Below are 21,465 nucleotides of genomic sequence, written 5' to 3'. Positions count from 1 at the left end.
CGCCTCACCACCCCGCGTACCAGGCGGCGGGCGTGCCGGCCGCGCCTCCGGTGCCGTCGGCCGCGGGCCGTACGGCGAGGATCTGGTCGACGCCCATGCGGCGTTCGGCGAAGGCCAGCGCCCCGCCCGCCAGGTACAGACGCCACACGCGGGCGGTCTCCTCTCCGGCCAGGAGGACGACGTCGGACCAGCGCTGCTCCAGGGTGGCCAGCCAGGCCCGCACCGTGTGGACGTAGTGCTCGCGCAGGGACTCCACCGCCCGCACCTCCAGGCCCGCGTCCTCCAGCAGCCCCACGGTCCGGCCGAGCGGGCGCATGTGCATGTCGGGGGCGATGTAGGTCTCGATGAAGGCGCCGCCACCGGGGGCGACGCGGCCGCGGGACATCTGCTGCACCAGCGCCCTGCCCCGGGGGCGCAGCATGCGGTGGATCGCGCCGGCGAACCGCGGGTAGTGCGCGTCGCCGACGTGCTCGCCCATCTCGATCGCGGTGACCGCCTCGTAGCCGCCGCTGCCCTCCAGGTCGCGGTAGTCGCGCAGTTCGACGGTGACGTACTGTTCCAGGCCGCGTTCGCGGATCCGGTCCCGTACGAAGTCCCGCTGGGCGCGGGAGAGGGTGACCGCGTGGACCTGCGCGCGGTGGGTCTGCGCGGCGTACAGGGCGAGCGCGCCCCAGCCGCACCCGATGTCGAGCAGCCGCGTGCCGGGGCGCAGGTCCAGCTTGCGGCAGATGAGTTCGAGCTTGTCGCGCTGGGCGTCGGGGAGGCCGTACGACGGGTCGTCGTGGCGGGTCCAGTAGCCGCAGGAGTAGGCCATGGAGGGGTCGAGGAGGAGTTCGTAGAAGTCGTTGGACAGGTCGTAGTGGTGGCTGATGGCGGCCCGGTCGCGGCCCCTGGTGTGCGGGGTGCCGTTCAGCCGGGCGCGTCCGCGCGGGGCGGGCGGCCGGGGGCCGACCGCACCGAGCCGTACGGCGGCGCCGGCGGCGCGGAGCCGGTCGGCCGCGGTGAGCCGGGGAGGGCGCAGCCCGCCGTCGCGTGCCGCGTGCCACACGGCGCGCAGGCCTTCGGTGAGGTCGCCGCGCACGTCGATGTCCCCGGTGATGTACGCCTCGGCGAGGCCGAGTTCGCCGGGCTGCCACAGGACTCTTCGCAGCGCCCGCCGGGAGCGCAGGACGACCACGGGGGCGTCGCGCGGCCCGGCGGTGCTGCCGTCCCAGGCCCGCAGCCGCACGGGCAGCGGCCCGCCGGTGAACTGCTCCAGCAACGGGGCGAGGGTGTCCGCGGCGCCCTTCACCTGGTGGTCTCCCCCCGGGTCAGCCGCAGTTGGCACACGTCGAGGTAGCCGGAGCGGAAACCGGCCTCGGAGTAGGCGAGGTAGAGGGTCCACATGCGGCGGAAGGTCTCGTCGAAGCCGAGGGCGGCGACGTCGGCGGCGCGTTCGGTGAAGCGCTCGCGCCACAGCCGCAGCGTCTCGGCGTAGTGCGGTCCGAAGCCGTCGCAGGAGGTGACGCGCAGCGCGGTGTGCTCGTCGAGGGTCCGCTCGATCGCCTCCAGGGAGGGGATGAGCCCGCCGGGGAAGACGTACTTCTGCATCCAGGTGTAGGTGTCGCGGGTGGCGAGCATGCGCTCGTCGGGCATGGTGATCGCCTGGAGCGCGACCGTGCCGCCGGGGGCGAGCAGCCGGTCCAGGGCGGTGAAGTACACCGGCCAGTACTCGGCGCCGACGGCCTCGATCATCTCGACGCTGACGATGGCGTCGTAGCTCCCGGTCACCTGCCGGTAGTCGCGCAGCCGGACGGTGGCCCGGTCCTGCTGCCCGGCGGCGGCGATCCGGGCCGTGGCGAGCCGGCGCTGTTCCTCGGAGAGGGTGACGGAGACGACCTCGGCGCCGCGGCCGGCGGCGCGGACGGCGAGCTCTCCCCAGCCGGTGCCGATCTCCAGCAGCCGGGTGCCCTCGCCGACGCCCGCCAGGTCGAGCAGCCGGTCGATCTTGCGGTGCTGTGCGGCGGCCAGCTGGGCGCGCCGGGCGGGGAAGCCGCGGAAGACGGCCGAGGAGTAGGTGAGGGTCTCGTCGAGGAAGAGGGCGAAGAGCTCGTTGGACAGGTCGTAGTGGGCGTGGATGTTGCCGCGGGCGCCGTCGAGGGTGTTGCGCCGCTCGGTGGGCTGCCGGTGTGCCCACAGGGCGCGCAGCCGCTGCAGCGGCCGGGGGACGAGCCCGGTGACGTCCGAGGCGAGCACGGTGAGGACGGCCGGCAGGTCCGGCGCGTCCCATTCGCCGGCCATGTAGGACTCGCCGAAGCCGATGAGTCCTCCGGTGCCGACCCGGCGGTGGAAGGCCTCGGGGTCGGCGATCAGCATGGTGGGCCCGCCCGTGCCGAGGACCGGGCCGCCGTCGCCGAGCCGGCAGCGCAGCGGGAGCCCGCTCAGGGCGCGTCGCAGCACGGCGCCGGCGACCGCGGCGCGCAGCCGTGAGCACCGTGGCGGCGCGGCGACGTCCGGCCAGCGGCGGGGGTCCACGCCGGAGGCGGGTGCGGAAGCGGAGAGGGGGACGGACGTGGTGGACATGGTCACTCGAAACCCTCCTGGGGCGCGTGGACGGGACGGGGCTGCACGGGCAGTCCGCGCAGCAGCAGCCGGATGCCGTGCCGGCGGATGCCGGCCGACACCGCAGCCGTGGACCAGGGGTGGCGGGCGGCGGCACGCAGCAGGCCCGGCGCGGTCGCCGGGCGCCGCTCGCCGCGCACGGTGGCGGTGAACGGGGTGCCGCCGCCGGGCCGTTCCAGGTGGACGGTGAGGTGGAGCCGGTCGTGCGGCTCGGGCAGCCGCATGCGGTAGCCGCCGTCGACGGGGAGGAACGGGGAGACGTAGAAGTCCTTGGCGACGTGGGCGCCGTCGCGGCCGTCGGTGCGCAGCAGGTAGGCGTGCCGTTCCCCGTAGGTGTTGTGGACCTCGGCGACCACGCACACGAGGGTGCCGTCCGGGTCGTGGCACCAGTACAGGGTCAGCGGGTTGAACACGTGGCCGAGGACCCGGGCGTGGCTGAGCATCCGGACCGGGCCGCCGTGCAGGTCGACGCCCTGGGCGGCGAGCCAGGCGTCGAGGGCGGCCCGTACGGTCGGGTGCCGGCCGCCGAAGTGGTCACGGGGGTCGAAGCGGGCGAGCGGGCGCAGCGCGGCGGGGAGCCGGGGCGGCCGGGCGGGGTCGGTCAGCCACATGTAGGTACGGTGGGCGAAGGCGTGCCGCAGCGGATCGGTGCGCACGTGGGTGATCGTGCACTCGTACAGGGCGGGCACCTGCGGCGGCAGGCCCGCGGGGGTCACCATCGCGCCCCCAGGTGGCGGGCGGCCTCGGCGCCGGAGCGGCAGCCGTCCTCGTGGAAGCCCCAGCCGTGGTACGCCCCGGCGAAGGCGGTGACGGGGGTCGCCAGGGCCGGCAGCCGCCGTCGCGCGGCCAGCGACGCGGGGGTGTAGACGGGGTGTTCGTACACCATGCGGGCGAGCACCCGGGCGGGGTCGACGCGTTCCTCGTCACCGAGGGTGACGACGTGGCGCTCGGGGGTGTCCAGCCGCTGGAGGCGGTTCATGTCGTAGCTGACGCGGACCCCGCCGGGGTCGGGGGCGCAGGTGGGCATGAGGTAGTTCCAGGAGGCGCGGGCGCCGCGGCTGCGGGGCAGCAGCGTGGTGTCGGTGTGCAGCACCGTCGGGTTGCTGGAGTACGGGATGGCGCCGAGCACCCGGCGCTCCTCCGCGGTGGGGTCGGCGAGCAGTCGTAGTGCCTGGTCGGGGTGGGTGGCGACGACCACCGCGTCGTACGTCTCGGTGTCGCCGTCGTCGGTGACGACGTCGGCGCCGTCGGCGTGCCGGCGCAGGGCGCGTACGGGGGTGGCGGTGCGGATCGCGGTGAGCCGTTTGACGATGCGCTCGACGTAGACGCGTGATCCGCCGGTGACGGTCCGCCAGGTGGGGGAACCGCCCACCGAGAGCATCCCGTGGTGGTCGAGGAACCGGAAGAGGTAGACCGCCGGGTAGTGCGCGGCGGTCCGCGGCGAGCAGGACCAGACGCAGGCCACCAGCGGGGTCGTGAAGTGGGCCGTGAAGTACGCCGAGAACTCCCCCGCGCCGAGGAACTCCCCCAGCGTGGTGGTGTCGTCGGAACCGCCCTCCGCGAGCAGCCGCCGGGCCAGGCGGTGGAATCGGGGCACTTCGGCCAGCATACGCAGATAGGCCGGGCGCAGCGCGTTGCGCGGTTGCGCGAAGATCCCCGAGGGGCCACGCGCGCCCGCGTACTCCAGGCCGCAGCCCTCGCAGCGCACGGACATGCTCATCTCGGACTCCTGCGTGGGGACGCCGAGTTCGGCGAAGATCCGCAGCAGGGTGGGGTAGGTGCGCTCGTTGTGGACGATGAAGCCGGTGTCGACGGCGGTCACCCGGCCGTCGCAGGAGGGTACGTCGTGCGTGTGGGCGTGCCCGCCGAGCCGGTCGTCGGCCTCGAACAGCGCCACGTCGCAGTGCCGTTGCAGCAGGTAGGCGGCGGTGAGCCCGGCGACGCCGCTGCCCACGACGGCCACCCTTCGCCTTGCTTCGGTCACGTCCCGTCCCTTCGTCGCGGTCCTCTCCCTGCTGGTGGTTCGGAGCCCGCGGCGGGACGGATTGGTCGGTGCGGCAATCCGCCGGGCGGACGGCCGCGAATCCATGGGTGGACGCACGTGACGGGCGTCGTCACGGAGGGCGGCCGATAATGACGGAGAGCGCACGAGAGGGGCGGTCCGATGACGTACGGTGACGAAGCGGGCGGCGGCACGCCGCGTCCGGCGCTGGTCCCGTACGTGCTGCCCCAGCGGCCGCGCGCCGCCGTCCTGGTGCTGCACGGCGGTCGTGCGGAGGGCCTTGAACCGCCCCCGCCGTGGAACCTGCCGGGGGTCCGGATGCGTCCCTTCGTCCGCGCGATCGGCCGGGCCACCGCCGGGCACGCGGTGGCGCTGGCCGGGGTCCGCTACCGGCACCGCGGCTGGAACGGCGAGCGGGAGGACGCGGCGCGGGACGCCCTGCGGGCGCTGGAGGCTCTGCGGCAACGCGCCGGGGAGGTGCCCGTGATGCTGGTGGGGCACTCGATGGGCGGCCGGGCGGCGCTGCGCGTGGCCGGGCATCCGCTGGTGGGCGCGGTCGTGGGGCTGGCGCCGTGGTGTCCCGAGGACGAGCCGGTGGGGCATCTGGCGGGGTGCCGTCTGGTGCTGCTGCACGGCGACCGGGACCGGGTCACCGATCCGGCCGGCTCGCTGACCCTGGCGGACCGGGCGCGGGCGGCGGGCGCCCAGGCCTGCCACCTGGTGGTGCCGGGCGGCGACCACGCGATGCTGCGCGGTGCCGGGACCTGGCACGCCCTGACGGCGCGCCTGGTCGCCGGGCTGCTGCGGCTGCGTCCGCTGCCGCCGGAGGTGGCGGGCGCGCTGACCGCCCCGGGAACGGAGGGAGCGCGATGAGCCCGCGCCTGCGAACGGACGCCCGCCCGGTCCCGGGGCCGCCGGGCACCGCACCGGCCCCGCGCCACGCCGGGGCACCGCTCTGGCCGCTCCTGCCGCTCCTGCCGCTCCTGCTCACGGCCGCGCTGACGGCACTGGCGGCGCTGCTGCGCACCCTGCTGCCGCCCGAGCCGGCGGCCGGCCCCTTCGCCCGCGACGCCGGGAGCCCGCGATGAGCCTCACCTGCCTGGTGACGGGCGCGACCGGCTACATCGGCGGCCGGCTCGTCCCCGAACTGCTGGAGGCCGGGCACCGGGTGCGCTGCCTGGCCCGTACGCCCGGCAAGCTGCGCGACCACCCGTGGGCGGGCGAGGTGGAGATCGTCCGGGGCGACGTCACCGACCCGGAGTCGGTGCGGGCGGCCATGGAGGGCGTGGACGTCGCGTACTACCTCGTCCACGCCCTGGGCAGCGGAGGGGACTTCGAGCGGACCGACCGGGATGCCGCGGAGGTCTTCGGGTCCCGGGCGAAGGCCGCGGGCGTGCGGCGGATCGTGTACCTGGGCGGTCTGACCCCCGCCGGGGTGCCCGAGCGGGAGCTGTCGCCGCACCTGCGCTCGCGCGCCGAGGTGGGCCGGGTGCTGCTCGCCTCCGGAGTGCCGACGGCGGCGCTGCGGGCGGCGGTGATCATCGGCTCCGGCTCGGCCTCCTTCGAGATGCTGCGCTACCTCACCGAGCGGCTGCCGGTGATGGTCACCCCGCGCTGGGTCGGCACCCGGATCCAGCCGATCGCCGTACGGGACGTGCTGCGCTACCTCGTGGGCTGCGCCACGCTGCCGCCCGAGGTGAGCCGCGCCTTCGACATCGGCGGCCCGGACGTGCTCACCTATCGCGCCATGATGCTGAAGTACGCCGAGGTGGCGGGGCTGCCGCACCGGCTGATCGTGCCCGTGCCGGTGCTGACGCCGCGCCTGTCGAGCCACTGGGTGGGGCTGGTGACCCCGGTGCCGGCGAGCATCGCGCGGCCCCTGACGGAGTCGCTGCGGTACGAGGTGGTCTGCCACGACCGCGACATCGCCGCGTGGGTGCCGGACCCGCCCGAGGGCATGATCGGCGTCGAGGCGGCGCTGCGGCTGGCGCTGCAGCGCATCCGCGAGGCGAACGTGGTCACCCGCTGGTCCTCGGCCTCCGTGCCCGGCGCGCCGAGCGACCCGCTGCCGACGGACCCCGACTGGGCGGGCGGCTCGCTCTACACCGACCGCCGGACGCGCATCGTGGACGCCTCGCCCGAGGCGCTGTGGCGGGTCATCGAGGGCATCGGCGGCGACAACGGCTGGTACTCCTTCCCGCTGGCCTGGGCCGTGCGCGGCTGGCTCGACCGCTTCGTGGGCGGGGTCGGGCTGCGCCGGGGCCGGCGGGACGCCACGCACCTGCGGGCGGGCGACTCGCTGGACTTCTGGCGGGTGGAGGAGATCGAGCCGGGCCGGCTGCTGCGGCTGCGCGCCGAGATGCGGCTGCCGGGCATGGCCTGGCTGGAGCTGACGTCCGGACGGGACGGTGCCGGGCGCACCGTCTACGGGCAGCGGGCGCTGTTCCATCCGCGCGGGCTGGCGGGGCACGCGTACTGGTGGAGCGTCTCGCCGTTCCACTCCGTGGTCTTCGGCGGCATGGCGCGCAACATAGCCGCCGCGGCCCGGGCGGGCGCGGCGGGTCCGTAGCGGAGGGCCGCGCGGGGCCGTGACGGACGCGGGCTCAGTCCGGGACGGGGGCGCGCAGGGCGGTCAGCTCGTCGTTCATCGCGGCCAGGAAGCGCATCACGACGACGAGTTCGTCCTCGGTGAAGCGGGCGCGCGCCGCGTCCGTGCCCCGGGCGAGCGGGCGGAAGAACTCCCGCGCCACCTCCATTCCCCGCGGGGCGTAGTGCAGATGGACCACGCGGCGGTCGGCGGCGTCACGGGTGCGGCGGACGTGGCCGGCGCGTTCCAGCCGGTCCAGGCAGGCGGTGACGGCACCGGAGGTCAGATTGAGGCGTTCGCGCAGCAGACCGGGGGTCATGGCCCCGCCGTGGCCGTCACCGTCCAGGATCGCGACCAGCGCCTGCACGTCGGTGTGGTGCAGCTTCTGGCTCTGCGCGAAGTCCTGCGCGATGCGGTTGAACTCGCCGTTCATCCTGCGCAGCTGCACGGCGAAGGCCTGCAGCCCGGTCGGGGACTCGTCCTGGAAGTTGTCGGGCACACCTCCATCGTAGATAATCTCGATGATTAAGATACTCAATAGCTGAGATACATCCTTCCGCACGGGGGCAGTCCCCCGTTCCACATCCCACGGGAGAGAGCGATGACATCCCTGCCGCGCGCCGTCCGATGGCTGCTGCCCGTGGTGATGCTGGTCGCCTGGCTGGGCGTCGGGGGCACACTCGGCCCCTACGCGGGCAGGCTCGGCGAGGTCTCCACCAACGACCAGGCGGCCTTCCTGCCGCGCAGCGCCGAGTCGACGAAGGCCGTCACCGAACGGACGGCCTTCAGCCGGAACGGGACCGTACCGGCGATCGTCGTCTGGACCGCCGACCGCGGCCGCGTGACCGACGCCCAGCAGCAGGCCGCCACGGCGGCGCTGGCCTCGCTCGCCGGCACCGAGGGGGTCACCGGGCGCCCCTCCCCCGCGCTGCGCTCCGGCGACGGGCGGGCCCTGCAGGGCGTCGTGCAGCTCCGCCCCGACCTCGGCCGGGACGTCGGGGACGCCGTCGGCCGGATTCAGGGCACCGCGGCCCGGGTCCCGGGGACCACCGCCCACGTCGCCGGGCCCGCGGCCTCGCAGGCCGACCTGGGCGAGGCCTTCGCGGGCATCGACGGACTGCTGCTGTTCACCGCGCTCGGCGTCGTGCTGGCGATCCTGCTGCTGGTCTACCGCGCGCTGCTGCTGCCCCTGGTCATCATCGTCGGCTCGGTCTTCTCGCTCGGCCTGGCCTGCGGCGTGGTGTACGTGCTGGCGGACCACGGCGTCGTCCGGGTCGACGGCCAGGTCCAGGGCATCCTGTCGATCCTCGTCATCGGCGCGGCCACCGACTACGCCCTGCTGCTCGCCGCCCGCTTCCGGGAGGAACTCGCGGTCCGCGGCGACCGGTTCGCGGCGATGCGCGCCGCGCTGCGCCGCTCGGCCGGGGCGATCGTGGCGAGCGCGGCCACCGTGGCCCTCGGCCTGCTCGCCCTGCTGGCCAGTGACCTCACCAACAACCGGGCCCTGGGCCCGGTCGGCGCCGTCGGCATCGTCTGCGCCGTCGCAAGCAGCCTGACCTTCCTGCCGGCGGCACTGCTGCTGCTCGGCCGGGCCGCCTACTGGCCCGCCCGGCCGCGGGACAGGCGTCCGGAGGGGGAGGGCGTGTGGCGGCGGATCGCGGCCCTCGTGGACCGCACGCCGCGCCGGGTGGGGGCCGCGAGCCTGGCGCTGCTGGTGGGCTGTGCCGCCTTCTCCCCCGCGCTGACCGCCCGGGGTGTGCCGCTGGACGAGATCTTCGTCCACCAGGCGCCCTCGGTGACCGCCCAGCGCGTCCTCGGCGAGCACTTCCCCGGCGGTGCGGGGAACCCGGCCGTGGTCATCGCGGAGGCGGAGCGGCTCGACCCGGTCACCCGGGCCGCGGCCGGCACCGACGGCGTCGACTCCGTCGCCCCGCTCACCGCCGCCGGCCGGCCCGGCGGGGGCGAGCCGCTCGTCGCCGGCGGCCGGGTCCTGCTGGAGGTGACGCTGAAGGACGCCGCCGACAGCGACGCCGCCAAGGCCACGGTGCAGCGGCTGCGCACGGCCGTGCACGCGGTACCCGGCGCGGACGCGGTGGTCGGCGGCTACACGGCCCAGCAGGTGGACACCCAGCGGACCGCGGAGCGCGACCGCACGCTCGTCGTCCCCGTCGTCCTCGCGATCATCCTGGTGATCCTGGCCGCGCTGCTGCGCAGCCTGCTGCTGCCGCTGCTCATGGTCGCCACGGTGGCGCTCAACTTCGCCGCCACCCTGGGCGTGTCGGCGCTGGTCTTCCGCCATGCGTTCGGCTTCTCGGCGACGGACGCCTCGGTGCCGCTGTACGGCTTCGTCTTCCTGGTCGCCCTCGGGGTGGACTACAACATCTTCCTGATGACGCGGGTCCGCGAGGAGACGCTGCGTCACGGCACGCGGCAGGGCGTCCTGCGCGGGCTGACCGCCACCGGAGGGGTGATCACCTCGGCGGGCGTGGTGCTCGCCGCCACCTTCGCGGCGCTCGGCGTGATCCCCCTGGCCTTCCTGGCGCAGATCGCCTTCATCGTGGCCTTCGGGGTGCTGCTGGACACCCTGCTGGTGCGCTCGCTGCTGCTGCCCGCGCTGGTACGGGACATCGGCCCGAAGGTGTGGTGGCCGGGCGCCGCGGCGCGCGCGGGCGACGAGCCGCCGGCGCCGGAGGGCGCCGCGGCACCGCGGCGGATGGCGGAGCGTCAGACGACCTGATGCAGCCAGCGCACGGGGGCGCCCTCACCCGCGTAGCGGAAGGGCTCCAACTCGTCGTCCCACGGCTTGCCGAGCAGCTTGGCGACTTCCGTCTCCAGGTCGGCCTCGCCCTTGCGGGCGCGGGCGAGCGCGGCGCGCAGCCGGTCCTCGGGGATGAGGATGTCCCCGTGGATGCCGGTGACGGCGTGGAAGATGCCGAGTTCGGGCGTGCTGCTGTAGCGCTCCCCCTCGGCGGTGGCACACGGCTCCGCCGTGACCTCGAAGCGCAGCAGATGCCAGCCGCGCAGCGCGGACGCCAGCTTGGAGGCGGTGCCGGGTTCCGCCTGCCAGGAGAACTCGGCCCGCCAGGTGCCGGGAGAGGCTGGCTGGCGGATCCAGTCCAGGTTCACGCGCACGCCGAGCACGCCCGCGACGGCCCACTCGACGTGCGGGCAGAGCGCGCGTGGCGCGGAGTGCACGTACAGAACTCCACGTGTCGTCACCGGGACCTCCAGTGTGGGACGAGGTACGCCTTCCCCAGCGGCCTCATGCCCATAACCGAGCCATCCGGGACAGCAGTGGACATTCTGCACTAATCATAACGAATGAGACAAGATCTGACCTCTGATCACCTCTTTCGCACCACCTGTCAGGGAAAAAGCTACCGCGCTGCGTCAGGCGAGGAGTGACGTACTGTCGGGATCAGCGAGAAGTCACCACTCGTCCGAGGGAGAACGGATGCGCCAGTCGCTCCCGCGCGGGGTCAGCGGCGCCCTGATCGCGCTGGTCACACTGCTCACGACGGCACTCGCGGCCGGCTGCTCGGCCACCGGCGGCCCCGGGAGCACCGAGGCCGGTGCCGCCGGGCGGGCGGGCACGGCGAAGCGCCCCGCGCAGGTGTGGGACACCACGCCCGCCTCCCTGGCCGCGCTCGGCGACTCCATCACCCGCGCCTTCGACGCCTGCGGGATCCTGACGGACTGTCCGGACCTGTCCTGGGCGACCGGCAGCCGCAGCTCCGTGAAGAGCGTGGCCACCCGGGTGCTGAACCGGCCGGCCACCGAGAGCTGGAACCTGGCGGCCAGCGGCGCCCGGATGCATGACCTGCCGGAGCAGGCCAAGAAGGCGGTCGCGCTGCGACCGCAGCAGGTGACGATCCTGATGGGGGCCAACGACGCGTGCGCGCGCAGCATCGACCGCATGACCCCGGTGGCCGAGTACCGCAAGGATTTCTCCGCCGCCCTGCGCACCCTCGACAGCAAGCTGCCGAAGGCCCAGGTCTTCGTCGCGAGCGTGCCCGACCTGATGCGCCTGTGGGACGTCGGCCGGCAGAACGTGCTGGGACGGCAGATCTGGAAGCTGGGCCTGTGCCCGTCGATGCTGTCCGACGCACAGTCGATGAGCACGGCCGCCCGCGAACGGCGGCAGACCGTACGCGAAAGGGTGATGGCGTACAACGACGTGCTGCGGCAGGAGTGCGCGCGCCACGAACGCTGCCGCTACGACGGCGGCATGGTCTTCGACTACCGCTTCACCCAGAAGGAGCTCAGTCCCTGGGACTGGTTCCACCCCAGCGCCGAGGGACAGGCCAAGCTCGCGGGGCTGGTCTACGCCGCGGCCTTCGGACCGGACCCGGCCGGCGGCTAGCCGCGCCGGACCCGGCCGTTCGTCCGGGGTTTCGGACACGGGACGGCACGCGTGACGGGCGTACGGACTCACTTCGGCAACATCGCCGACACCTGCCCGGCACACCCATTGACACCGCCGGGAGCCCGTAACTACGTTCCCTTCAACATTTCGAACGTGTGACGAAATCTCGAACGACACCCTAAAAGGGGCGGCTTCCCGTGCGCATCACCGGCATCAGCACCCATGTGGTCGGTACTCCCTGGCGGAATCTCACCTACGTGCTCGTCCACACCGACGAGGGGCTCACGGGCGTCGGCGAGACCCGCATGCTCGGCCACACCGACGCGTTGCTCGGCTACCTCCGCGAGGCGGAGGCCAACCACATATCCGGTTCCGACCCCTTCGCGGTGGAGGACCTGGTCCGCCGGATGAAGTACGGCGACTACGGGCGGGCCGGAGAGATCGTCATGTCCGGCATCGCCGTCATCGAGATGGCCTGCTGGGACATCAAGGGCAAGGCGCTGGGCGTCCCCGTGTGGCAGCTGCTCGGCGGCAAGGTGAACGAGAAGGTCAAGGCGTACGCCAACGGCTGGTACACCACCGAGCGCACCCCGGAGGCCTACCACAAGGCCGCCCGCGCCGTGGTGGACCGCGGCTACCGCGCGCTGAAGATCGACCCCTTCGGCACCGGCCACTTCGAGCTGGACCACGCGGCCACCGCCTACTCCGTCTCCCTCATCGAGGCCGTGCGCGACGCGATCGGCCCCGAGACCGAGCTGCTGGTGGAGATGCACGGGCGGTTCAGCCCGGCGACCGCGATCCGCGTCGCCAACGAGCTGGCGCCCTTCAAGCCGAGCTGGATCGAGGAGCCGGTGCCGCCGGAGAACCTCAAGGCCCTGGCGAAGGTGGCCGCCCACACCGATCTGCCGATCGCCACGGGTGAACGCATCCACGACCGCTACGAGTTCCGCGAGCTGTTCGAGCTCCAGGCCGCCGACATCATCCAGCCCGACCTGGGGCACATCGGCGGCATCAACGAGGTCCGCAAGCTGGCCGCCACCGCGGAGACCCACTACGTGCTGGTCGCCCCGCACAACGTCGGCGGCTCCGTGCTCACCGCCGCGAGCCTCCAGCTCGCCGGGTGCACCCCCAACTTCAAGATCCTCGAGCACTTCAACGACTTCGCGGACTCCGAGATCAAGAAGGTCGTCAAGGGCGCCCCCGTGGTCGGCGAGGACGGGTACTTCACGCTGTCGGACGCGCCGGGCCTCGGTGTCGAGCTCGACGTCGACGCCGCCGCCGAGTTCCCCCAGCAGCAGGCCCGCTTCGACCTGTGGGCCGAGGGCTGGGAGCGCCGCAAGCCGAAGGGCGCCAAGTGACCGTCCACACCCCCCGCGCCGTCGTCCTCGACGGACCCGGCCGGCACCGGATCGTGCCGGCCGGACCGGTCGCGCCCGGTCCGGGCGAGGCGCTGGTCCGCGTCCACGCCGCGGGCATCTGCGGCAGCGACCGGGAGGTGCACGCCGGCACCCGCCCCGAGGGCTACGTCCGCTACCCCGTCACCCCCGGCCACGAGTGGTCCGGCACGGTGGAGGCGGTCGGCGCCGGGGTGACCGCCGGCCTGGTGGGCCGGAAGGTCGTCGGCGAGGGCTTCCGCAACTGCCAGGTCTGCGAGCGCTGTCACGCCGGGGAGACCACGCTGTGCAGCGCGCCGTACGAGGAGACCGGCTTCACGCAGCCCGGTGCCATGGCGGACACCCTGACGCTGCCGGCCCGGCTGCTGCACGTCCTGGACGACGCGGCCGACCTGCGCACCGCCGTGCTCCTGGAGCCGGCCGCGTGCGTGGCGGCGGCGCTGCTGAAGGCCCCGGCCGCGCCGGGCGAGCGGGTGGCGGTCGTCGGCACCGGCACGCTCGGCATGCTGGCGGTGCAGTTCCTGGCCGCGGTGTCGCCGGCGGAGCTGCTGGTGGTGGGAACCGGCCGGGACCGGGAGGAGCTGGCCGCCTCCTTCGGCGCCACGCGCTTCCGCACGGCCGGTGAACTGGCCGCTGAGGACGGGCGGTACGACCTGGTGGTCGAGGCCGCCGGCTCCGCCTCCGCGGCCCGCGTGTCGGCGGGGCTGCTGCGCCGCGGCGGGCGGCTGGCGCTGACCGGCATCCCCGCGCCGGGAGCGCTCGGGCTCGACCCCACCGACCTGGTGGTGCGCCAGCTGACCGTGCACACGGTCTTCGGGGCGCCGCCCGCCGCCTGGGCCCACACCGTACGGGCCTTCGACGCCGGGATCCTGGACCCGGCGCCGCTGATCACGCACGACCTGCCGCTGGAGGAGTACGCCGACGCCCTCGGACTGCTGGGGAACAGGGATCCGAAGGTGGGGAAGGTGCTGCTGCGTCCGTGACCGCTCCGTGCGCGGCGGACACCCGATGTCCCATCCGTGCCCACCCATACCCAATGAACCGAACGTCGTCCGATATGCCGAACGGCGAGAACGAAGGAGCACCGTGACCGACGCACCCACCCCGAGCCCCGGCACGGCCGGCACCACAGGCGGTCCCCGACACCCGGGTCAGTACGCGCTCACCCTCCTCGGTCACGGCGCGCCGGCGGACGACCCTGCCGACGCCTCCCCGCACTCCTTCCCCGACGGGGGCAGCTGGCGCACCGAGATCCCCTCCGTGGAGGGCCCGGAGGCGCTGGCCACCGTGCTGGAGGAGAGCGAGCGGCTGGAGGTGCCGGTGCACCGGATCAGCCAGGGCAGCGGCATCTGGATGCTGACGGACGCGGAGATCACCGAGATGGTGACCGCCTGCGCCGAACGGGACGTCGAGCTCTGCCTGTTCACCGGTCCCCGCGGCACCTGGGACATCGGCGCCGCCACCCGCACCGACTCCCGCGGCGGGGGCCTGCGCGCCCGCGGCCACGACCAGGTGGCCGGCTGCGTCGAGGACGCGCTGCGCGCCGCCGCCCTGGGCGTGCGCTGCCTGCTCGTCGCCGACGAGGGCGTGCTGTGGCTGCTGCACCAGCTGCGCGCGCAGGGCCTGCTGCCGGCCGACACCACCTTCAAGGTCTCGGCGCTGGTCGGCCCGGTCAACCCGGCGGGTTACGCGGTGTGGGAGCGGCTGGGCGCCGACTCCATCAACATCCCCTCCGACCTGACCCTCCAGCAGATCACCGAGATCCGCCGGGTCAGCCGGGCGCCGATGGACTTCTACATCGAGGCCCCGGACGACCTCGGCGGCTTCGTCCGGCTCTACGACGCGGCGGAGCTGATCCGCCGCGGCGCGCCGATCTACCTCAAGTTCGGGCTGAGCAAGGCCCCCGGCATCTACCCGTACGGAGGTCAGCTGCGGGAGGTCGCCCTGACGACCGCCCGCGAGCGGGTCCGGCGCGGCCGCCTTGTGCTCGACCTGCTCTCCCGGCTGGGCGCGGACGGCGGGCTCTCCCCGCTGGGCGCGCGGCAGCCGGGTCCGCTCCACCGCTTCCCGTTGGACATCGCGACCGACCCGGACCAGGCGACCGACCCCCGCCTGGCCGCCGAAAGGATCTGATCAGCCATGCGCATCGCCAGAGCCGCACGTCTGCGCACCACAGCCGCGCTGATAGCCACCCTCGCCCTCGGGGCCACCGCGACCGCCTGCGGGCAGAGCGACAACACCGGAGGCGGCGGCGACAAGGACGGTGGAAAGGGCGGCACCATCGGCATCGCCATGCCCACCAAGTCCTCGGAGCGCTGGATCGCCGACGGCGACAACATGGTCAAGCAGTTCCAGGCCCAGGGCTACAAGACCGACCTGCAGTACGGCGACGACAAGGTCGAGAACCAGGTCGCCCAGATCCAGAACATGATCACCAAGGGCGACAAGCTGCTGGTCATCGCCGCCATCGACGGCTCGGCCCTCAGCGACGTGCTGCAGCAGGCCCACGACGCGGGCATCAAGGTGATCTCCTACGACCGCCTCATCCTGGGCTCGGCGAACGTCGACTACTACGCGACGTTCGACAACTACAAGGTCGGCCAGCTCCAGGCCGGTTACATCCTCGAGAAGCTGGGCCTGAAGGACGGCAGCAAGAAGGGCCCCTTCAACATCGAGCTCTTCGCCGGCTCGCCCGACGACAACAACACCAAGTACTTCTTCAACGGCGCGATGGACACCCTCAAGCCGTACATCGACAAGAAGCAGCTGGTGGTCAAGAGCGGCCAGACCGAGCTCAACCAGGTCACCACCCTGCGCTGGGACGGCGCCACCGCCCAGGCCCGCATGGACGACCTGCTCAGCAAGTCGTACACCTCCGACGACGTGGACGCGGTGCTCTCCCCGTACGACGGCATCTCCCGCGGCGTCATCTCGGCGCTCAAGAGCGTGAGCTACGGCACCGGCAAGAAGCCGCTCCCGATCGTCACCGGTCAGGACGCCGAGGTCGCCTCGATCAAGTCGATCATCGCGGGCGAGCAGGCCCAGACCGTCTACAAGGACACCCGCGAACTGGCCAAGGTCGCCGTCCAGATGGGCAACGCGGTGCTGACCGGCGGCAAGCCGGAGACCAACGACTCCAAGACCTACAACAACGGCACCAAGGTCGTCCCGACCTACCTGCTGCCGCCGGTGAGCGTCGACAAGTCGAACTACAAGGAGGTCGTCGTCGACTCCGGCTACATCAAGGAGTCCGAGCTCCAGTAGTCCCTGAGCCGGACCGCGACCGACGATCGTCACTTCCCACCACCCGAGGAGAACGGAAAGCAGGAATGGCCGGACCCGTCCTCGAAATGCGCTCCATCACCAAGACCTTCCCAGGGGTCAAGGCGCTCTCCGACGTCACCTTGACTGTCGCCGAGGGCGAGGTCCACGCCATCTGCGGTGAGAACGGTGCGGGCAAGTCGACCCTGATGAAGGTGCTCAGCGGGGTCTACCCGCACGGCAGTTACGAAGGGGAGATCCTCTTCCAGGGTGAGACCTGCGAGTTCCGCGACATCCGCGCGAGCGAGCAGCGCGGCATCGTGATCATCCACCAGGAGCTCGCCCTGGTGCCGTACCTGTCCATCGCCGAGAACATCTTCCTCGGCAACGAGCACTCCACCCGCGGTGTCATCAGCTGGAACGAGACGCTGCGGCACGCGGGCCGGCTGCTCAAGCGGGTCGGGCTCACCGACGGGCCCACCACCCGCGTGGCGGACATCGGCGTGGGCAAGCAGCAGCTCGTCGAGATCGCCAAGGCGCTGTCCAAGGAGGTCAAGCTCCTCATCCTGGACGAGCCGACCGCCGCCCTGAACGACGAGGACAGCCGCAAGCTCCTTGACCTCATCATGGAGTTCAAGGAGCACGGCATCTCCTGCATCATCATCTCGCACAAGCTCAACGAGATCGCCAGGGTCGCCGACTCCATCACGATCCTGCGCGACGGGCGGACCATCGAGACGCTCGACATGAAGGCCACCGACGAGGACGGCCACAGCACCGTCACCGAGGAGCGGATCATCCGCGGCATGGTGGGCCGCGACCTCGACCACCGCTTCCCCGAGCGGGAGCCGGAGATCGGCGAGGTGGCCTTCGCCGTCGAGGACTGGACCGTGCACCACCCGATCGACCAGCAGCGCAAGGTCGTCGACGGGGTCTCCCTCGACGTCCGGCGCGGCGAGATCGTGGGCATCGCCGGGCTGATGGGGGCCGGCCGCACCGAACTGGCCATGAGCGTCTTCGGCCGCTCCTACGGCCGTGGCATCAGCGGCCGGGTCTACCTGCACGGCAAGGAGATCCGCACCCGCACCGTCCCGGAGGCGGTGGGCCACGGCATCGCGTACGTCACCGAGGACCGCAAGCACTACGGGCTGAACCTCATCGACGACATCAGCCGCAACATCTCGCTCAGCGCCCTGTCCAAGGTCGCCAAGCGCGGCGTCGTCAACCAGCACGAGGAGGCCCGGGTCGCGGAGTCCTTCCGCTCCACGATGAACATCAAGACCCCGACGGTCTTCGAGACCACGGGCAAGCTGAGCGGCGGCAACCAGCAGAAGGTCGTCCTCAGCAAGTGGATCTTCGCCGGGCCGGAGGTCCTCATCCTCGACGAGCCCACCCGGGGCATCGACGTCGGGGCCAAGTACGAGATCTACACGGTCATCAACGACCTGGCGGCCCAGGGCAAGGCCGTCGTCTTCATCTCCTCCGAACTGCCGGAGCTGCTCGGCATGTGCGACCGCATCTACACGATGTCCGCGGGCCGGCTGACCGGGGAGATCCCGCGCGAGAGCGCGACCCAGGAAGTGCTGATGCGCCACATGACCATGGACCGAGGTAACTGAGATGGGCAGCCCGGTGAAGACCGACAAGACTCCTCCGCCGCCCGCCGGGGGCGCGGCAACGGCCGCCGAGGGCGGCGGCGCGGCGGCCGGAGCCGCCGGCCTCCTGCTGCAGGCGGCCCGGCGCAACATGCGCCAGTACGGCATGATCATCGCGCTGGTGCTGATCGCGGCGCTTTTCCAGATATGGTCCGGCGGCATCCTGCTCAAACCGCAGAACGTCACCAACCTCATCGGCCAGAACAGCTACATCCTGATCCTGGCGATCGGCATGATGGTCGTGATCATCGCCGGCCACATCGACCTGTCCGTCGGCTCGCTCGCGGCCTTCGTCAGCGCGGCCGGCGCAGTGATGATCATCCACCACCACGTCTCGTGGCCGCTCGCCCTGGTCGCCTGCCTGCTCATCGGCGCGGTCGCCGGTGCCTGGCAGGGCTACTTCATCGCGTACGTCGGGATCCCGTCGTTCATCGTGACCCTGGCCGGCATGCTGCTCTTCCGCGGCGGCACGCAGATCTTCCTGGAGGGCCAGTCCATCTCGCCCTTCCCGCGCGGCTTCCAGAAGATCGGCAACGGCTTCCTGCCCGAGGTCGGGCCGCACACCAACTACCACAACCTGACCCTGCTCATCGGTCTCGTGGTGATCGCCATCGCCGTCGTCCAGGAGATCCGCGACCGCCGCCAGCAGCTCGCGTACGACCTGGACGTGCTGCCGCGCAACTTCTTCCTGCTGAAGCTGCTCGCCATCGTCGCCTGCGTCGTCGCCTTCACCATGACGCTGGCCAGCTACCACGGCGTGCCGATCGTGCTGCTCATCCTGGCCGGGCTGCTCATCGTCTTCGGCTTCGTGATGCGCAACGCGGTGATCGGCCGCCACGTGTACGCGCTCGGCGGCAACCAGGCGGCGGCGAAGCTCTCCGGCGTCAAGGACAAGCGGGTCGTCTTCCTGGTCTTCGTGAACATGGGCGTGCTCGCGGCGCTCGCGGGCGTGGTCTACGCGGCACGGCTCAACGCCGGTGTCCCGCAGGCCGGAATCAACTTCGAGCTCGAGGCCATCGCGGCCGCCTTCATCGGCGGCGCCTCCGCCACCGGCGGCGTCGGCACCGTGCTGGGCGCCATCATCGGCGGCCTGGTGCTCGGGGTGCTCAACAACGGGATGTCGCTCGTCGGCATCGGCACGGACTACCAGCAGGTCATCAAGGGTCTGGTGCTCCTGGCCGCGGTCGGCTTCGACGTCTGGAACAAGCGCAAGGTCGGTTCGTAAAGCAGCTACCTATCGAAGGAGCCGCAAGTGAACAGACGTACATTGATCGCGGGCGCGGCGCTCGGGGCGGTCGCGCCCGCGATCAGCGGGACGAGCGCCTGGGCGGCCGGAAAGGCCGGCACGGCGGGGCAGACCGCCGACGCCCGGCACAGGCCCGCAGGCGGGAGCAAGGTGAGCAAGGAACACTTCGGGACCTTGGAGGACGGCACCAAGGTCGACATCTGGACGGTCAGCAACGGCGGGATCACCCTCAAGGTGCTCTCGTACGGCGGCGTCGTCCAGACCCTGGAGCTGCCCGACCGGCGCGGGCGCCGCGTCAACGTGTCCCTCGGATTCGACGACATCGCCGGCTACGTGGCGAACAGCCCGTACTTCGGCGCGTTGATCGGTCGCTACGGCAACCGCATCGCGGGCGGGAAGTTCACCCTGGACGGGCACACCTACCAGCTGCCCGTCAACGACGGACCGAACAGCCTGCACGGCGGCGACCGGGGCTTCGACAAGCGGGTCTGGGAGGTCGAGGGCTTCAAGGCGGGCTCGGACGCCGGTCTGGTGCTGCGCTACACCAGCGCGGACGGCGAGATGGGCTACCCGGGCACGCTGAAGGTCAAGGTCGTCTACACCCTGACGGCCGACGCGCGGTGGCGGATCGACTACACCGCCACCACCGACAAGGCGACGGTCGTCAACCTCACCAACCACACGTACTTCAACCTGCGTGGTGAGGGCGACGGCGGCATCTACGACCACGAGGTCCAGATCGCCGCCCGCCGCTACACCCCGGTCGGCTCCACCCTGATCCCCACCGGTGAGCTGGCGCCCGTCGCGGGCACCCCGTTCGACTTCCGCTCCGCGAAGGCGATCGGCCGCGACATCCGCTCCGCGCACCAGCAGGTCCTGTACGGGCAGGGCATCGACCACAACTTCGTGCTCGACAAGGGCCGCACCGCCGCGCCCGAGCACATCGTGACGGTCACCGAGCCCGTCTCCGGCCGGGTCATGCGGATCGCCACCACCGAGCCCGGTGTGCAGTTCTACACGGGCAACTTCCTGACCGGGGCGTTCGCCGGTTCCTCGGGCCGGGTCTACCGGCAGGGCGACGGCTTCTGCCTGGAGACCCAGCACTTCCCGGACTCCCCCAACCAGCCCTCGTTCCCGTCGACGGTCCTGCGGCCGGGACAGACCTACCGCTCCACCACCGTGCACTCCTTCGGCACCCACTGAGCGGCGCAGTCCTCCCCGCGGGCGGGGGCGGCCGGGATTCTCTCCCGGCCGCCCCCGCCTGTCGACTTCGGGACCGGCACCGGGTGAACCCCCGTCGGCCGTACGGGGATGTTCTGGGCCACCGGAATGACTCCGGCGGAGAGTCGGCGCGCAGACGGGTACGCATCCCGTCGTTCAAGCCCCGCGCTTTCGCACTCGACGAGGGAGTCCCCCATGAGTCCTGACGGCAGGCCGCCGTCGCGCAGGTCCCGGCGGTACGGACGGCTGACCGGTGTGGTCGTGCCGCTCGCCGTCGCCGCGGCCGCGGTGTCGGCGCCCGTGCTCGCCACGACCCCCGGCGCCGTGACCACCGCGGCCGGCACGACGGCGGCCGTGGCCGACCCCCGGCCGCCCGGCACGCGCAGCGTCGCCGCGGACGACGACGAGGAGGAGGGCGAGGACGGCGGCCGCGACGAGGAGGCCCGTGACGAGGGCGGTCGCGAGGACGGCGAGGACGGCGGGGACCAGCGCGGCGGCCGGGAGACCGACCGGGGCGACAACGACCGGGGCGACAACGGCCGGGACGAGGGCGACGACGAGCGCGCCGACGAGCGCCGGGACGACCGGGGCGACGGGAACGGCGGGAACGACGAGCGCCGGGACGACCGCGGCGATCAACGCGGCGACGAGCGCGAGCAGCAGCGCCGCGACGACCAGGGCGGGAACCGCGGGGACGGCCGCGAGGACGAGCGGGGGAACGGCCGGGACGACGGGCCCCGGAACGACCGCGGCGACGGCCGCGACGGCCGTGACGGCCGTGACGGATCCTGCGTCAGCATCGACTCCACCCTCCGCAAGGGCGACCAGGAGATCTCCGTCGCGGTGTTCGAGGGCCGGGTCTTCATCGGCGGTCGCACCCTTCCCCGCGGGCCCTTCGTCTGGCACTCCCTCAGCGGCAACCGCGGCTACCCGCGCGGCGTCTGCGGCGCCACGGTGACCTCCGTCGGCTCCGGGGTGTGGGTCAAGGCGATCACCCGGGACGGCCGGGTGGTCGAGACGCACTGCGTCATCCGGGAGACCCAGGGCAAGCAGAGCTCGTGCGGGGAGTGGAAGACCCTGGACAGCCGCTCGTTCCGGGCGGCCAGGTGACCCTGCGCCCGCGCGGTCCGGT

Annotated in this window: 19 protein-coding genes; 13 read left to right on the top strand and 6 right to left on the bottom strand. The window is 72.7% G+C overall.

The annotated features are described in order from the left end of the window. Positions 1-4: 4 nt before the first annotated feature. Genes PV341_RS14135 through PV341_RS14120 form a run of 4 tightly spaced genes read right to left on the bottom strand, consistent with a single transcriptional unit; the run spans position 5 to position 4,585 of the window. A complete protein-coding gene (locus PV341_RS14135; RefSeq protein ID WP_500357929.1) occupies positions 5-1,291 on the bottom strand; it encodes a class I SAM-dependent methyltransferase in 1,287 nt (428 codons plus the stop codon). Continuing rightward, on the bottom strand, positions 1,288-2,568 hold the full coding sequence (locus PV341_RS14130; RefSeq protein ID WP_500322064.1) for a class I SAM-dependent methyltransferase: 1,281 nt from the start codon (positions 2,566-2,568) through the stop codon (positions 1,288-1,290). The genes PV341_RS14135 and PV341_RS14130 overlap by 4 nt, the downstream gene beginning before the upstream one ends. Further along, the gene (locus PV341_RS14125; RefSeq protein ID WP_500322063.1) at positions 2,565-3,320 is read right to left on the bottom strand and encodes a DUF1365 domain-containing protein; all 756 of its coding nucleotides are present in this window, start codon (positions 3,318-3,320) and stop codon (positions 2,565-2,567) included. The genes PV341_RS14130 and PV341_RS14125 overlap by 4 nt, the downstream gene beginning before the upstream one ends. Next, entirely contained in the window at positions 3,314-4,585 is a 1,272-nt protein-coding gene (locus PV341_RS14120; RefSeq protein ID WP_500322062.1) for an NAD(P)/FAD-dependent oxidoreductase, read from the bottom strand. Before PV341_RS14120 ends, PV341_RS14125 begins: the two co-directional genes overlap by 7 nt. A gap of 180 nt (positions 4,586-4,765) precedes the next feature. On the opposite strand from PV341_RS14120, the gene PV341_RS14115 reads away from it, so the two are divergent. Genes PV341_RS14115 through PV341_RS14105 form a run of 3 tightly spaced genes read left to right on the top strand, consistent with a single transcriptional unit; the run spans position 4,766 to position 7,172 of the window. Then, positions 4,766-5,476 (top strand): dienelactone hydrolase family protein, encoded by a 711-nt coding sequence (locus PV341_RS14115; RefSeq protein ID WP_500322061.1) that lies wholly within the window; start codon positions 4,766-4,768, stop codon positions 5,474-5,476. Next, positions 5,473-5,691 (top strand): hypothetical protein, encoded by a 219-nt coding sequence (locus PV341_RS14110; protein ID WP_500322059.1) that lies wholly within the window; start codon positions 5,473-5,475, stop codon positions 5,689-5,691. Before PV341_RS14115 ends, PV341_RS14110 begins: the two co-directional genes overlap by 4 nt. Continuing rightward, a complete protein-coding gene (locus PV341_RS14105) occupies positions 5,688-7,172 on the top strand; it encodes an SDR family oxidoreductase (RefSeq protein WP_500322058.1) in 1,485 nt (494 codons plus the stop codon). Before PV341_RS14110 ends, PV341_RS14105 begins: the two co-directional genes overlap by 4 nt. A gap of 34 nt (positions 7,173-7,206) precedes the next feature. Here PV341_RS14105 and PV341_RS14100 read toward each other — a convergent pair whose 3' ends face one another. After that, positions 7,207-7,653 (bottom strand): MarR family winged helix-turn-helix transcriptional regulator, encoded by a 447-nt coding sequence (locus tag PV341_RS14100; RefSeq protein ID WP_500322390.1) that lies wholly within the window; start codon positions 7,651-7,653, stop codon positions 7,207-7,209. Positions 7,654-7,791: 138 nt separating this feature from the next. Here PV341_RS14100 and PV341_RS14095 point away from each other — a divergent pair, with 138 nt between their 5' ends. Next, positions 7,792-9,927 (top strand): MMPL family transporter, encoded by a 2,136-nt coding sequence (locus PV341_RS14095; RefSeq protein WP_500322057.1) that lies wholly within the window; start codon positions 7,792-7,794, stop codon positions 9,925-9,927. Here PV341_RS14095 and PV341_RS14090 read toward each other — a convergent pair. Further along, positions 9,915-10,409 carry a DUF3145 domain-containing protein gene (locus PV341_RS14090; protein ID WP_499511723.1) on the bottom strand — a complete coding sequence of 165 codons (495 nt, stop codon included), beginning with the start codon at positions 10,407-10,409 and terminating at the stop codon, positions 9,915-9,917. The genes PV341_RS14095 and PV341_RS14090 overlap by 13 nt on opposite strands. A gap of 235 nt (positions 10,410-10,644) precedes the next feature. Between PV341_RS14090 and PV341_RS14085 the strand changes: the two genes are divergently transcribed. The 9 genes from PV341_RS14085 to PV341_RS14045 all read left to right on the top strand — a co-directional run bounded on the left by PV341_RS14085 (position 10,645) and on the right by PV341_RS14045 (position 21,443). Then, positions 10,645-11,553: an SGNH/GDSL hydrolase family protein gene (locus PV341_RS14085; RefSeq protein WP_500322056.1), complete on the top strand. Its 909-nt coding sequence runs from the start codon at positions 10,645-10,647 to the stop codon at positions 11,551-11,553. 200 nt (positions 11,554-11,753) lie between these two features. Next, a complete protein-coding gene (locus tag PV341_RS14080; RefSeq protein WP_500322055.1) occupies positions 11,754-12,914 on the top strand; it encodes a mandelate racemase/muconate lactonizing enzyme family protein in 1,161 nt (386 codons plus the stop codon). Continuing rightward, entirely contained in the window at positions 12,911-13,933 is a 1,023-nt protein-coding gene (locus PV341_RS14075) for a zinc-dependent alcohol dehydrogenase (RefSeq protein WP_500322054.1), read from the top strand. Before PV341_RS14080 ends, PV341_RS14075 begins: the two co-directional genes overlap by 4 nt. A gap of 103 nt (positions 13,934-14,036) precedes the next feature. Then, entirely contained in the window at positions 14,037-15,083 is a 1,047-nt protein-coding gene (locus tag PV341_RS14070; RefSeq protein ID WP_500357928.1) for a hypothetical protein, read from the top strand. Between the two features lie 6 nt (positions 15,084-15,089). Continuing rightward, positions 15,090-16,214, top strand: a complete 1,125-nt coding sequence (gene chvE / locus PV341_RS14065) for a multiple monosaccharide ABC transporter substrate-binding protein (RefSeq protein WP_500357927.1) — start codon at positions 15,090-15,092, stop codon at positions 16,212-16,214. Between the two features lie 65 nt (positions 16,215-16,279). Then, positions 16,280-17,830, top strand: coding sequence for a multiple monosaccharide ABC transporter ATP-binding protein (mmsA, locus tag PV341_RS14060; protein WP_500322049.1), 1,551 nt, complete (start codon positions 16,280-16,282; stop codon positions 17,828-17,830). Between the two features lies 1 nt (position 17,831). Next, positions 17,832-19,091 (top strand): ABC transporter permease family protein, encoded by a 1,260-nt coding sequence (gene mmsB / locus PV341_RS14055; RefSeq protein ID WP_499511730.1) that lies wholly within the window; start codon positions 17,832-17,834, stop codon positions 19,089-19,091. A 42-nt stretch (positions 19,092-19,133) separates the two neighbouring features. Next, the gene (locus tag PV341_RS14050; protein ID WP_500322389.1) at positions 19,134-20,315 is read left to right on the top strand and encodes an aldose epimerase family protein; all 1,182 of its coding nucleotides are present in this window, start codon (positions 19,134-19,136) and stop codon (positions 20,313-20,315) included. Between the two features lie 213 nt (positions 20,316-20,528). After that, positions 20,529-21,443 (top strand): hypothetical protein, encoded by a 915-nt coding sequence (locus PV341_RS14045; protein ID WP_500357926.1) that lies wholly within the window; start codon positions 20,529-20,531, stop codon positions 21,441-21,443. Positions 21,444-21,465: the final 22 nt, after the last annotated feature.

This window comes from Streptomyces sp. PA03-1a, from assembly GCF_033792805.1.
In the GTDB taxonomy this organism is placed as follows: domain Bacteria; phylum Actinomycetota; class Actinomycetes; order Streptomycetales; family Streptomycetaceae; genus Actinacidiphila.
This window is presented reverse-complemented; position numbering and strand designations above follow the sequence as displayed.